This is a genomic window from Candidatus Nomurabacteria bacterium, assembly GCA_020631975.1.
In the GTDB taxonomy this organism is placed as follows: domain Bacteria; phylum Patescibacteriota; class Saccharimonadia; order Saccharimonadales; family CAIOMD01; genus JACKGO01.
In genome coordinates, this window is record JACKGO010000001.1 from 63,303 (window position 1) to 77,003 (window position 13,701).

Here is a 13,701-nt window from a genome sequence, read left to right on the forward strand (position 1 = left end):
ATGAACGGCACAGAACTACAAACCGTACTAACAGACCTCCAAACGCAAGTTTCTGCCGACATGCAACGATTAGACATAGCGTCCGCCGAAGCTTTAATATCAACCATCACTACTGCCCAGCAATCGCCAGATTTTTGGCAAGATGCACAAGCAGCGCAAGCCAGTATGCAGCAACTCAGCAAACTGAACCAAAAAGTACAGCCGTGGCAGGCACTTGCTGGCACAATAGCAGACACGTTAGAGCTGTTAGCATTGCAAGATGATGCGTTGCTACCAGAAATTACCAAAACAGTAGAGATCCTTCAAGTAGAATACGCAGCATGTAAAAAACTTGCACAGTACAATGGCCCATACGATGACCACGATGCTATAATCACATTGTACTCAGGGGCGGGTGGCACCGATGCGCAAGATTGGGCGCAAATGCTGCTGCGTATGTACACCCGTTGGGCAGAACAAAATAAGTATACGGTTAGCTTGCTCCAAGAATCGCCCGGCGAAGAAGCTGGAATAAAAAGTGCAACCTTACAAATACGTGGAGCATTGGCGTACGGAAAGCTAAAAGGCGAACATGGTGTACATCGTTTGGTGCGCTTAAGCCCCTTTAATGCCGATAATTTGCGCCAAACGAGTTTTGCCAAGGTAGACGTACTGCCAAAAATAGATGCTCCAGAAGAAGTTGCTATAGACGAAAAAGACTTAAAAGTAGATGTCTATAGGGCAGGAGGCCATGGTGGGCAAAGTGTTAATACAACAGATAGTGCTGTTCGTATCACGCACCTACCAACAGGCATAACGGTGGCTATTCAAAATGAACGATCACAGTTGCAAAATAAAGAAACAGCCCTGACGATTGTGCGTTCGCGTTTGGCGCAACTACAGCTCGAACAACACACCCAAGACATCGCCAAACTAAAAGGTCCAAACGAACAAGCCGCCTGGGGCAACCAAATACGTAATTATGTGCTACATCCTTACAGTATGGTAAAAGACACCCGTACCAAATACGAAACGTCAGATGTCCAAGGTGTTTTAGACGGCTCTATAAACAGTCTTATAGAAGCGTACGCAGAGTATGCCATCAGTAGTTAAACATAAATTAACTATATGTAGAGAACTATCTGTTACGATTTTACTAAGTATGCTGTTTCTTATGCGTTAATTAACTCGGCTGACTCAGGTGTGTCAACTTTAGTTAAATCAATAACCGGTTCTTCGGGTGCAGTATCCGGACGTAGGGGTACTTGTGGTGGTACAATAGGCTCTTCACTACTTGCTCCACTGAAAGTGAGGCCTTCTACGAGCTCAGCGAGGGCCGTGATTGCCATTCCGTGTATAATTCTTAACCTATTAATTTCACTCGTTTTTTCTCCTATACGCCCAATCTCACTAGTAGGGTTTTTCGGTGCAGAACTTACAAGACTACCGTATTCTCGGGCGCTTTGTTCAGCTCTGCGGAGGGCTTCTTCATATTCGGCTCGAGAATCTTCATTTAAATTACCCAACTGTACTTCGCTTAAGTAGAATTTCCCCATACCAATAATCGGATCTCCGCCATCTCGGGCAGGGTGGGGGTGTGTATTAAAGCGCTCGCTCATATTTATTTTTTGTCCTATTTTTTTGTTAATTTTTGTCAGTATAAACTTAATGTATCATACTTATGCTAAATTGTCAAAATTACACTATACTACATTGTACAACATAGAAGTGGCTATGCAACCAAAACATACACCACCTGTAGTGTTTTTTAAAGAGAAATATTTCATATAAATGAGTGGCTTTATGTTGTATACTTACTAAATTACCATGACTAAATACGCTATCACTGTAAAAAAGCTTAAAAAAGCCTATAAAGATAATGAGGTCTTAAAAGGTGTCGATTTACAGGTAGAGCACGGCACGATGCTGGCGCTACTTGGGCCAAATGGTGCAGGTAAAACGACCACAGTAAAAATCCTAAGTACTTTACTTAATTCTGATGAAGGACAGGTTACTGTAGGTGGTTTTGATGTTAAGCGCCAGCCAGACAAAGTACGTGGTGTAATAGGTTTAACCGGTCAATCTGCAGCAGTAGACGAATTATTAACAGGTAAAGAGAATCTTGTAATGATGGGTCGTTTATACCGGCTCACTAAGCAGAGTGCAATTGCGCGTGCAGATGAACTACTACAAGATTTTGACTTGGTAGAGGCAGCTAACCGGCCAGCCAAAACATATTCTGGTGGTATGCGTCGGCGCTTAGATTTAGCCGTTAGCCTTATTGCAACGCCACCGATAATATTTTTGGATGAACCTACAACGGGGCTTGATCCACGATCACGCATTGCTATGTGGAATATCATTACAGAACTTAAAAAGCAGGGTACAACTATACTGCTGACAACACAATATTTAGAAGAAGCCGACCAACTAGCAGACCAGATTGCGGTCATAGATGGTGGTAAGGTTATTGCTAAAGGTACGTCAGCGGAGCTAAAAAAGGCAATTGGTAATGACCGATTAGTGCTTACATTTACACAAAGTAACTATGTAAAAGCCAAAAAGCAGTTTGTTAGCGAAAAGACTATGCAACATAATGATGAAGACCATGCGTTATCATTTGCGTTAAAAAACACGACCAAAGATACTTCTGTTATATTACAGACTTTGCAAAAAGCAGATATTACAGTTGCAGCTATGGATATTCATAAACCAACGCTTGACGACGTCTTTTTGAGCCTCACTGGTAAAAAACAAGCAAAATCTACAGATAAGGAGCAGAAGTAATGGCACGTACACAGCTCCAGTTTGAGCAAAAACCCGCCTGGGTAATGTCATTTGTCGATTCATTGGTAATGATTAAGCGTAGTAGCACGCACATAGTGCGTAATACCGATCAGCTACTGGGCACGTTCTTTCAGCCAATTATGTTCTTGGTGTTATTTTCTGCAGTTTTTGGCGGAGCAATATCGCTCGCTTTACCAGAAGGCGTAAGTTACCTAAGCTTTTTAATGGCAGGTATTATTGTGCAAACAGTTGCTTTTGGTTCTACCACTACAGCAGTAGCAATCACGAACGATTTACAAAAAGGTATTGTAGATAGATTCCGTTCACTGCCTATGGCAAACAGCGCGGTGTTAAATGGCCACGTGGTGTCAGATGTATTTCGTAACGGTATATCTACAGCAGTTATGTTAGTTGCTGGCCTGGCACTCGGCTTTAGAAGCAGCGCATCGCTGCTCGATTGGTTACTTATTGCAGGCATACTACTGCTGTTTACGCTAAGCTTTTCTTGGCTAATGGCAATTGTTGGTGTGCTTGCAAAAAGCGTAGAAGGCGTACAATGGTTAAGCTTTGTCATTATATTTCCGCTTACATTCGCTAGTAGCGCGTTTGTACCAACAGAAGGCATGAACCAATATTTAAAGGTATTTGCAGAAAACCAACCTATATCGCAAGTAATAGAGGCGGTGCGTGCACTGATGCTTGGCACGCCAATGGGCGACCATTTGTTCTGGGCAGTATTTTGGTGTGTACTTATGTTGGTGATAGCAGTTCCAATTGCTATCAATCTATTCAAAAAGAAAACCAACAATTAAAGACATATGGTTGAGTTAGAGAAAATTGATATTGATGAGGGCGCGCGGTTGGGCACAATGTGGTTGAATGCGCCGCGCTTTTATTTAAGCAGCACTAGCAAAAAGGCAAGGCTCTGGCACTAGAGAACTTACGTGAGCAGGTACATAAAGAATTACCATCAAACACCAGCCTCTAACATGTATGGCGTAAATTTGGTATAATTACCATAAGAATGATTTTACTGGATAGGGTAACAAAAAGTTATGGACGTAAAAGCGCAGCCTTAAAAGGTATTAATTTGCATGTAGAAAACAAAGAGTTCGTCGTTATTGTTGGCCAGAGTGGGGCGGGCAAATCTACTTTGCTTAAGTTACTAACGCGTGAAGAAAAACCATCGTCTGGCAAGATTATTGTTGGCGGCATAGATTACGATAAATTAAAAGATAAAAACGTGCCGTATTTACGCCGTAAAATTGGTGTGGTGTTTCAGGATTTTAAACTCATACAAAAGAAAACAGTGTTTGAAAACGTTGCGTACGCACTAGAAATTGTTGGTATGGGTAACAAAGAAATCAAACACACCGTGCCCCGCGTGCTCAATATTGTTGGCTTAAGCAACAAGGCAGATAGCTACCCAAGCGAACTTTCTGGTGGTGAACGCCAACGTGTTGCCATTGCCCGTGCCATTGCCCGCCAACCGCGCATTCTTATAGCCGATGAGCCTACTGGTAACCTAGATCCCAAACACGCGTGGGACGTCATAGAAGTGCTCGAACGCATTAATAAATATGGTACAACAGTACTACTTACCACCCACAACCAAGATATTGTCCAAAAGCTCAACCGCCGTATTGTAACGATTCAAGATGGTAAAGTAGTGAGCGATAAAGCTGGTAACGCAAGGGGTAGGCAAACTATATGATGCGGCATCTTATAACTTTGCGGCGTATTTTTGCGGCGGGAATTAAGAATTTTTTTAGAAATTCATGGCTCTCTATTGCAGCGACGGCCGTTATGGTAGTAGCGCTGGCAATTGTGCTGATGGCAGTCGTATTAAATGTTGTAACACGTAGCGCAATAGCAGAGCTCTCTACCAACTTAAAAGTGTCTGTCTATTTACAAGATAATACCGATGAAGCGTTACGTAAAGAACTGCAAAACGAATTTTTTACCAATAGTAATGTAGATAAAGTGACCTTTATTAGCAAAGAAGAAGCCCAAAAGCAGTTTGCGGCTAGCTTTCAAGAAGATAAAAAATTACTAGAAGGCTTGGCCTTAATTGGTGGTAACACATTGCCGGCATCGTTTGAAGTTGGTGTGACCGATTTATCTAAGCTAGAAGACGTCGGCAATACCGCTAAGCAAGAAAAATACGCCAGTATTGTAGAAAGTGTTAGCCTTGGTAAAACAGATGTTAAAAAAACCATAGACAGGGCAGCTAATGCCCAGAACTTTATCACATCTGCCAGTATAATTGCTGCGAGCATTTTTGCCGTCGTGAGCATGCTTATTATATTTAACACAATTCGTATGGCTATTTTTACCCGTTCAGAAGAGATCCGCACCCAAAAATTATTAGGTGCGACACCTGGTTACATTCGTGGCCCATTTTTGGTTGAATCTAGTATGTATGGTGTTATAGCAGGTATTGTGGCATCTAGTATTGTACTGGCAGCGATATATTCGTTAGGTAACAAAGTATCTGGCCAAGCCGAATTTATAGAGAGCTATGACTTTTTAACAAAGCCAAGCACCATCTTTGCCATGTACGCCGCCAGTATGTTACTGGGCATTTTAGTCGGTATATTTTCTAGTACGCTGGCGATGGGGCGTTATTTAAAACTCAAGCACTGGTAACTTTTCTATTTTGTTCGCTTACAGGTGTTAAGATTGTACGCACTGGTATTGACGCTTATGCTATGAAAGTGGTATAATCATAAGCGTAACAATGCTGCACATTACAAACAAACACCATAAAAAAATCATTTTAATCGCAGCAGCAATCGTATTTGCTGTTTCGCCTGTTTTGGTATACGTAAATCATGGTGCCAAGGCAGAAACGAGCGAAGAACTCCGTAACCGTGCCAAAGCACTAGAAGAGCAGATTAAGCAAAACAATGCCGCCGCCGAGCAGCTTGCTAACGAAGCCGATGGCTTAAAGCGCAAAATTGGTGAACTAGACGCGCAAATTACTGGTGTCAATGCTCAAATCCAACTAACGAATGTCAAACTCCAAGAACTAGAAATTAAGTTAAATGATGCCCAAAAAGAACTAGACAGGCAAAAAGAATTATTGCGCGCTAGCGTCGTGGCACTCTATAAAAAGGGTGGGGCTTCTGGCGTAGAGCTTATTGTTGGTAGTGATAGTTTTACATCGTACTTTAACGAACAAACATATTTAGAGCGGCTAAAAAGTGGCGTCCAAGATTCAACCGAAAAGGTGATTGCCCTAAAACAACAAATACAAGCCCAAAAAGAAGAACAAAAGTCACTGCTAGAACAGCAGAAAGCCCAAAAAGACTCACTAGCGTCTGCCAAGTCTGAACGACAACAAATTTTAAGTGATACCCAAGGCCGTGAAGCTGAATATAGAGAGCGCACTAAAAAGCTCGTGGCAGATCAGCGTAAAATATTTGAAGAACTTCTTTTAAGAAGCCGCGTGGTTACTTCTGTAGGAAGCGGTGGCTACCCGTGGGATAGTGCTACGTGCGCTGTCACAGGACGCACCAATGGCGACTGCTGGGATTACGAATGGATTTACAATGGTGGCAGATTAGACCCATGGGGTTATTATTATCGCAACTGTACCTCATACGTAGCATGGCGTATTGCCAGCACGGGTCGTGATATGTATCGCCAAATGGGTAATGGCGGTCAATGGGTCAATAGCGCACGGGCAAAAGGTATACCAACTGGTAATTCACCACGAGTTGGTGCAGCCGCTGTGTTTAGTATCGGTTATTATGGTCACGTTGCGTATGTAGAAGAAGTGCTTGATGGCGGTTCTAAAATTCGTATTAGCGAATACAACTTTGTACAAGACGGTATATATTCTGAACGTATTATGAGTTCGTCTGTGCCATCTGGGTACGTGTACTTCCAGTAAGCCCTGTACTTTGTGAGCGCGTAACTTTGCTATTTTTAAATTGCTCGCTAACTGCTACAATTACATAACGTATGCAGACAAAAAAGACAGGTAGTAAAAGGCGGTGGGTAGTGCCATTCACACGTGGCGTGTTGCTTGCAGCAGCCTTTGGGCTGGTGTTCTTTTCTGGTATACAGATTGGCAGCGGGGCGTGGTCTTTATCGTTTAGCAGGCAAGCTGTTCAGTCTAACAAAGGGCTACCAAACAGGCTCGACTACAGTAGTGTAGACAAAGTATATAACGATTTACGCCAAAAATTTGATGGCCCACTAGATGAACAAAAACTTATAGATGGATTAAAAAAAGGCTTGGTAGAAGCAGCGGGTGATCCGTACACCGTCTTTTTAAATGAAGAAGAAGCCAATGCTTTTGCTGATGATTTGGCAGGAGTTTTTACCGGTATAGGGGCGAGGCTCGAAAAAGATGGTGAATATGTGATTGTAGAAACTCCTTTGCAAGGCTACCCAGCCGAAGCAGCCGGGCTAAAAGCTAAAGATATAATTATAGAAATTGACGGCCAAGATGCAACTGGAATAAGCACAGCCGAGGCTGTAAAACGAATTCGTGGCGAAGAAGGCACAAGTGTAAAACTTGTGGTTGTACGCAACGGTAACGAACGCTTAGAATTTACCATTGTACGCGAAAAAATCGATGTACCAAGCCTAGAAACCAGCTACACAGATGATGGAACTATTGGAATTATATCTATTAGTCAGTTCTCACAAGACACCTTGGGGCTTATGGACAAAGCTGTGGCAGAATTTACCCAAAAAGGGGTAAAGGGCATTATTGTAGATGTGCGTAATAACCCAGGTGGATTCTTAAACAGTTCTGTAGACATTGCAGGTAAGTGGCTCACCCCCGGGCAAACGATTGTAGAAGAACGCCGCGATAACAAAACGGTAGAAAAGTTTAGCGCCAAAACAAAGGGTGCGCTAAATGGTATTCCAACCGTCGTATTAGTAAACGAAGGTAGTGCCAGTGCCAGCGAAATTCTTGCAGGGGCGCTTAAAGACAACGGTGCTGCCAAATTAGTTGGTGTCACGACATTCGGTAAGGGTAGCGTGCAAGAAACTGTCCGTTACGATAAAGGCGGCTTGCTAAAAGTAACTGTGGCACGGTGGTTTACGCCAAATGGTCAAAACATCAGCGAAAGCGGTATTGAACCAGACGTTAAAGTAGAAATTACCGAACAAGACGTAACAGATAAGAAAGATCCTCAAAAAGACAAAGCGATTGCAGAGCTGAAAGCTCAGTTTTAACTTAACGCGTGAGTGGTATAATATAAGGTATAGATAAATAATAAGGAAACATACGCATATGGATTTACAACACGGCGACGCTACTGGTAAAAAAATATTACTCGTAGAAGACGATGAAGGTTTAGCAAGTGTCTATCAAACTCGGTTAGAAGCAGAAAACTTTACGGTACGGCGCGTACCAAATGGCGAAGACGCGCTAGCTGCTGCTATAGAATTTAAGCCTGATTTAATTTTATTAGACGCCATGATGCCAAAAGTAAGTGGTTTTGATGTACTAGACATTTTGCGTAACACCCCAGAAACAACCAATATTCGTATTATTATGCTTACGGCATTAAGCCAAGAGGCAGACCAACAACGTGCAGAAGAACTTGGTGTAGACGAATACTTGGTAAAAAGCCAAGTTGTCATTGCAGATGTCGTAGAGCGTATCAAACACCACCTCGGCCTGTAAAAATTAATACTAATAGCAAGTTCTTAGGGTAGCAATACTTATGGTTGCTCTATTTGTGCTCAATGTACCTTGTGTGATGGTATAGAACAGCCATATATTGACAAATTGTAAAAAATATACTACTATACATACATATTATTTAAATATAAAAATGCTACAACAAATTGATAAAGCTCCAGAAACTATACAAGACTACCCAGACACTATTGGTATTCTTCAATTACCATACAAGTTAAAAATACCAAGAAATTTCGGTGAAAGAGCAGCGCTACTGTCGAATTATACGCTAGTAGATTGGAAAACTGTGATTGATGAAGTACACGCAGTTGTTGCCCCGGGGAGTCCAACGGAACAAACATCCTACCAAATGTATGTGCAAAACCCAGATGGCAATAATAGACAACCACTAATGGCACCAGTAGATAGAACGCCATTCGTAGAACGCAGTATATCTAAAATCGCTGAATTATCTACGGTCGTAACAGCAGATACGGTAGAAGCATTTTTAAGGCGTCTAGCCAATGTTGTGGGTTTAATGATCGTAGAAGCTCACCCTTATCGTGATGGAAACGGGCGTACTGCCCGTACAGTGGCTCAACTGGTGCGTGGAGATATAAACAGTCAAGATTATGATGATGATTTACAGCTAGTTGCCAAGAGTAGACCAACAGAGGGATATAGGATTAATTCATTTAGAAAGCGACATGATGCAATGCCTCCTGACAGTATAATTGATGCATTAATTAGTTCTGACATACCGCTGAGCGACACCATAGCATATACAAAAAGAGTCCACGATGTTATCTGGACTCCCTATGGCGAGTAAGCCATAATTATTTAACGATGACTTCGGTACGAGGAACAGTTTTACCAGTGTAGGTACGTACTTTTCTGGTCATAAAGTGTACAACACCATCTTTAGCGGCATGAATCGTAAAATTACGTGCTATAAATGTGCCTTCGCCAGCAATTTTTGTTTGACCAACTTGGCGCACAAGTACTTCACCAGTCCGTACAGTTTGGCCACCAAAGCGTTTTACACCAAGCCGTTGGCCGGGACTATCGTGGTTGTTCTTGCTTGTTCCACCAGCTTTAACGTGTGACATAGGGCTCCTTACGTTTTAGGTTAGTTCTTTTGTAATACCACGAGCTCTCGACCTACAAATTGATTATCTCTAATATATATCAAGTCTTTAGCTTTAGCGTGCGTAAATTCTATACGATTGTACCCCATTTTATCTAATTGGTCAAGGATGGGCAGGTGAGCAAAGCCTTTTTTAGTACGCCATGCCGGAACAGCAAGACACAAGCGTGTGTTAGTGGAAATTTGACTATGGATATTAATGAGCACTTTTTTGTGAAGCGTATTTACACTTTGGACTAAATCTACAAGATCAGATTGCCGTAGCAAGCCTGTAAGCGGGCGGCCAAGGTACGTTTCTGCCACAATAAAATCTAGTGGTGCTTGCCATGTGTAAGAGCTAGCATCACCTACCTGCAAACGTATATTCTTAGGTATATGCGTGTTGCGCTCTGTAAGCCAACGAAGGTTTTGCTGGGAATAATCAATCATTCGTGGCTCTAGGTCGGTCCCGTAAACGTCGTAGCCCATAAGTAAAGCCTCTTGTAATATTACTCCAGTACCACAAAAGGGATCTAACACTGTGTGTCCAGCTGGTTGCCGAGCCGTCGTCTTGCCCGTAGCCAAGTTGATAATTGTTTGCGCCAGCTTGGGGGGCAGCATACCAACCCGAGCATCGCGCATTGGACGCGCCTGATCACGAGCAGTATATGCTTCGATATCCTGTTCGTACACAGATGTTGCGTAGTGCAATGCACCAGCTTGCTTAAACATGACAAATTCAATACCATGAGGCGCCGTTAAATTATTATGTATTACTTGTGCGCTCCCAAGTATTGGTGATTTATTAGGCACAATACGTACCGAATAACCTTCTTTTTTAAGTTCTTTTTTTAAGGTAAGCCCAAGCTGGCCTAGCGTATGGCGAGAAAACGTTTTTGAATAATCACTGATGCCTATTTTAAGCTTTACTCCTTGTTCGTATGGGTGCTCGCTTGCAATATATTTATAAAAAGCGCTCACCACTGCATGAGCAGAGGGCGTATCAATAGTTTGGTGTACTTTTGCAAATTTAATAACAGAACCAAAACGTGCAAAGGGAATGGTATGGTCGTAGGCAATATTCGCTACACCACCCCCAATTGGAGTAATAGCCTGCGTACCAAGCAAACTTTCTAGTTCTGCCAAACCAAATTCTGGTTGTCTACCTAACACAGCAATATATTGCATACTCGGTCTCATTATAACGTACTGTACCGTATTAGTATGTACACTATCTCCAGCTTATATAGGGGTTACATTATGTTCATCTGATATAATAAACAGCGTCTATGCTTTCTAAGCGCGTAAAAATAATTATCAATGCCGTTACAATCATTGCTCTTATTGTGCTAATTTACTTTTCTTGGCCACAAATTACCGAAGGCCTCAAAGAAATAGGTGGGGCAAAGTGGTCTATTATTGCGCTAATGATACCGCTGCAAGTATTTAACTTTTTTGCAGTTGGCATGATTTATTACAGCTATTTTACAAGTCATCGCCATAGCCGTGTCACAAAAAAGAATATGTTTAAGGTAGCGCTAGAGCTTAACTTTGTAAACCATGTGTTCCCAAGTGGTGGGGTGGCTGGGTTTACGTATTTGGGGTACAGAATGAAGCACTACGGTGTGGCGGTATCACGCACAACACTTGCACAGTCATTACGCTTTGCCTTAACCTTTATAAGCTTTCTGATACTACTTTTTTTTGGGTTATTTATGCTGAGCTTTGGTGATCGCAGTAGTGGTGTAACGTTATATATTGGTTTATCAATTGCATTTTTGACTTTATTTGGCACGATGCTCGCCGTGTTTATCATTAGTGATGAAGGCCGTATAAAAGCCTTTACAGCTTTTTTGCCACGGTTAGTAAATGCGGTCCTAAAGCCATTCAAAAAAAAGCGTGGCAATGCCATAGACCTAGAAAAAATCGAAAAGCTGTTTGGCGATCTGCACACCGATTACGAAGAACTTATGAAGGACAGAAAAAAGCTAAAAAAGCCCTTTATGTGGGCCTTGCTTGTAAATATTTCTGAGGTGCTCACCATATATTTAGCATATTTGGCCTTAGGGCAAGTGGTGAATCCTGGCGCGGTGATACTGGCGTATTCGGTTGCTTCTTTTGCTGGTTTGGTATCTATACTACCCGGTGGTATAGGTGTATACGAGGCGCTTATGACCACTACATTAGCCGCATCTGGCGTACCAAAGGCGTTAGCGCTTTCTGCAACACTAATTTATCGAATTTTCACAATGATTATTTTTGTACCAACTGGCTTTATTTTGTACCAACTGGCATTAAGAAAAGGCGAAACGGAACATATATCTCGCGATGCAACCGTTAGTACTGACACCAACTGATTTTATCGCGACAACCAACCAGATTCTAGAAACGAGTTATGGCTTTTTTTATGTCGAAGGTGAGCTCAGCCAATTTAGAATAAGCAAAGGCAAGTGGGTGTATTTTGATGTCATAGACGAACACGCTAAAGTGTCATTTTTTGGATCTGTCTATATGCTGCCAGGGCCATTGACAGATGGCATGATTGTCCGGGTGGGAGGTACGGCCAAACTACACCCGCAATACGGTTTTAGTGTAACGGCACAAAGTATTCAACCAACAGGGCAAGGATCTATCACCCAAGCAGTGGCACTTTTGGCCGCCAAGCTACAAAAAGAAGGCTTATTTGCTACTGAACGGAAACGGCTTTTACCTACGATACCTACTACCGTGGCGCTTGTAGCTAGTGTAGAATCGGCTGCGTATGCAGATTTTATTAAAGTAACAACTGCTCGTTGGCCATTTGCTAACATAGAAGTATACGATACGCTTGTGCAGGGAGAAAATGCTCCAGATAGTTTGGTGCGCGCCGTGCACGCTGCCAACACAGCGCCGATACTGGCGGACGTGTTGGTGATGACGCGCGGTGGTGGTAGCGCGGATGATTTAGCGGCATTCAATGATGAGCGTGTGGTGCGAGCGCTATCTGCCAGCAGAATACCTACCATGGTTGCAATAGGCCATGAAGTTGATGAATCACTGGCAGAACTCGTCGCAGATAAGCGCGCGAGCACACCAAGTAATGCTGCAGAACTATTATTTCCTGATAAAGCGCATGAACTTGCTACGGTGCAGGCTGTTCGGCGCAGCCTTGCGTCTTCTGCATCTTCTTTCACCGCAGTGGAACATAGCGCCTTACGCATGCAACAGCAGCGCTTGCAACGTGCCAGTGAAACGTTATTGCATGCGCACCAAACAATGCTTGCCCAACAACGTCAGTTACTGAGTTCGTATAACCCGAGTAATGTTTTGGCTAGAGGGTATGCAATTGTACAGAGTGGTGCCGCAGTGGTACAATCTGCGCGTCTGGCAGTCTCTAAACAACAAGTACACATAACGTTTCATGATGGAACTGTTGCCGCAAGCGTACAAAAACTAATTGATAATAAGGAGTAATGTTATGCCAAAAAAAGAATTTAATTACCCAGCTGCACGCCAAGAACTTAATGAACTTTTAGAATGGTTTGAATCTGGCGCAGCCGACTTAGACAAAGCACTGGCTAACTACAAGCGAGCAGAAGAGCTGATATCCCAGATAGAATCATACTTAGGTGACATAGAAAAAAAGCTTCACATTAACGTACATAAAGCAGAATAATGTTTCTTATTGTTATTGCGGCAGTAATCTTACTATATGGGTTTGTCGTTGTTATAGGCGCACCGTACGTGCCTACACTGACACAACAGCAAGCCGATGCGCTTGATTTACTTGCGCTTAAGAAAGGCCAAACAGTATTGGATCTAGGGAGTGGAGATGGTAGATTTTTACGGGCGGCAGCTTTAAGTGGGTATAAAGCAGTTGGTATCGAGGCCAACCCGCTACTCGTTCTTATTGCCTATGCAGTGTGTTGGCGGCAGCGCCGTAACGTAACAATTATATGGGGTAATATGTGGCAAAAACAGTGGCCAGCTACTGACGGTATCTATGTTTTTTTACATAGCAGATTTATGCAAAAGCTGGATAATAAAGTTATTCAACAATATCATGGTAAAAATATCAAACTTGTGAGCTACGCCTTTAAAATACCGAGTAAAAAAATAGTTAAAAAACACAGTGGCATGTATTTATACTTCTATTAGGTAGGTACAGAGCGAAACTAAA

Annotated in this window: 16 protein-coding genes; 13 read left to right on the forward strand and 3 right to left on the reverse strand. The window is 42.5% G+C overall.

What is annotated here, in order from left to right; translation table 11 throughout:
• Positions 1-1,092: a peptide chain release factor 2 gene (gene prfB / locus H6795_00260; GenBank protein MCB9816955.1), complete on the forward strand. Its 1,092-nt coding sequence runs from the start codon at positions 1-3 to the stop codon at positions 1,090-1,092.
• Positions 1,093-1,151: 59 nt separating this feature from the next.
• Here prfB and H6795_00265 read toward each other — a convergent pair whose 3' ends face one another.
• The gene (locus H6795_00265) at positions 1,152-1,598 is read right to left on the reverse strand and encodes a hypothetical protein (GenBank protein ID MCB9816956.1); all 447 of its coding nucleotides are present in this window, start codon (positions 1,596-1,598) and stop codon (positions 1,152-1,154) included.
• A gap of 208 nt (positions 1,599-1,806) precedes the next feature.
• Here H6795_00265 and H6795_00270 point away from each other — a divergent pair, with 208 nt between their 5' ends.
• From H6795_00270 to H6795_00305, 8 genes are all read left to right on the forward strand, one after another.
• The gene (locus H6795_00270; protein ID MCB9816957.1) at positions 1,807-2,766 is read left to right on the forward strand and encodes an ATP-binding cassette domain-containing protein; all 960 of its coding nucleotides are present in this window, start codon (positions 1,807-1,809) and stop codon (positions 2,764-2,766) included.
• Positions 2,766-3,578 (forward strand): ABC transporter permease, encoded by an 813-nt coding sequence (locus tag H6795_00275; protein MCB9816958.1) that lies wholly within the window; start codon positions 2,766-2,768, stop codon positions 3,576-3,578. Before H6795_00270 ends, H6795_00275 begins: the two co-directional genes overlap by 1 nt.
• A gap of 206 nt (positions 3,579-3,784) precedes the next feature.
• Positions 3,785-4,480 carry a cell division ATP-binding protein FtsE gene (gene ftsE, locus H6795_00280; protein ID MCB9816959.1) on the forward strand — a complete coding sequence of 232 codons (696 nt, stop codon included), beginning with the start codon at positions 3,785-3,787 and terminating at the stop codon, positions 4,478-4,480.
• Positions 4,477-5,415: an ABC transporter permease gene (locus H6795_00285; protein ID MCB9816960.1), complete on the forward strand. Its 939-nt coding sequence runs from the start codon at positions 4,477-4,479 to the stop codon at positions 5,413-5,415. The genes ftsE and H6795_00285 overlap by 4 nt, the downstream gene beginning before the upstream one ends.
• Positions 5,416-5,506: 91 nt before the next feature.
• A complete protein-coding gene (locus tag H6795_00290) occupies positions 5,507-6,664 on the forward strand; it encodes a CHAP domain-containing protein (protein ID MCB9816961.1) in 1,158 nt (385 codons plus the stop codon).
• 71 nt (positions 6,665-6,735) lie between these two features.
• Positions 6,736-7,965, forward strand: a complete 1,230-nt coding sequence (locus H6795_00295; protein MCB9816962.1) for a S41 family peptidase — start codon at positions 6,736-6,738, stop codon at positions 7,963-7,965.
• 58 nt (positions 7,966-8,023) lie between these two features.
• Positions 8,024-8,419 carry a response regulator gene (locus H6795_00300; GenBank protein ID MCB9816963.1) on the forward strand — a complete coding sequence of 132 codons (396 nt, stop codon included), beginning with the start codon at positions 8,024-8,026 and terminating at the stop codon, positions 8,417-8,419.
• A gap of 151 nt (positions 8,420-8,570) precedes the next feature.
• Positions 8,571-9,245 (forward strand): Fic family protein, encoded by a 675-nt coding sequence (locus H6795_00305; GenBank protein ID MCB9816964.1) that lies wholly within the window; start codon positions 8,571-8,573, stop codon positions 9,243-9,245.
• Between the two features lie 7 nt (positions 9,246-9,252).
• Here the strand turns inward: H6795_00305 and H6795_00310 are convergent, their stop codons facing one another.
• Together H6795_00310 and H6795_00315 are read right to left on the reverse strand one after the other, a co-directional pair.
• Entirely contained in the window at positions 9,253-9,525 is a 273-nt protein-coding gene (locus tag H6795_00310; GenBank protein ID MCB9816965.1) for a 50S ribosomal protein L27, read from the reverse strand.
• A 20-nt stretch (positions 9,526-9,545) separates the two neighbouring features.
• Positions 9,546-10,730 (reverse strand): methyltransferase domain-containing protein, encoded by a 1,185-nt coding sequence (locus H6795_00315; GenBank protein ID MCB9816966.1) that lies wholly within the window; start codon positions 10,728-10,730, stop codon positions 9,546-9,548.
• Between the two features lie 101 nt (positions 10,731-10,831).
• On the opposite strand from H6795_00315, the gene H6795_00320 reads away from it, so the two are divergent.
• Genes H6795_00320 through H6795_00335 form a run of 4 tightly spaced genes read left to right on the forward strand, consistent with a single transcriptional unit; the run spans position 10,832 to position 13,679 of the window.
• Entirely contained in the window at positions 10,832-11,899 is a 1,068-nt protein-coding gene (locus H6795_00320; protein MCB9816967.1) for a flippase-like domain-containing protein, read from the forward strand.
• Entirely contained in the window at positions 11,871-12,995 is a 1,125-nt protein-coding gene (gene xseA / locus H6795_00325) for an exodeoxyribonuclease VII large subunit (GenBank protein MCB9816968.1), read from the forward strand. Before H6795_00320 ends, xseA begins: the two co-directional genes overlap by 29 nt.
• A gap of 4 nt (positions 12,996-12,999) precedes the next feature.
• The gene (xseB, locus tag H6795_00330) at positions 13,000-13,197 is read left to right on the forward strand and encodes an exodeoxyribonuclease VII small subunit (GenBank protein ID MCB9816969.1); all 198 of its coding nucleotides are present in this window, start codon (positions 13,000-13,002) and stop codon (positions 13,195-13,197) included.
• Positions 13,197-13,679, forward strand: a complete 483-nt coding sequence (locus H6795_00335; GenBank protein ID MCB9816970.1) for a hypothetical protein — start codon at positions 13,197-13,199, stop codon at positions 13,677-13,679. The genes xseB and H6795_00335 overlap by 1 nt, the downstream gene beginning before the upstream one ends.
• Positions 13,680-13,701 lie beyond the last annotated feature (22 nt).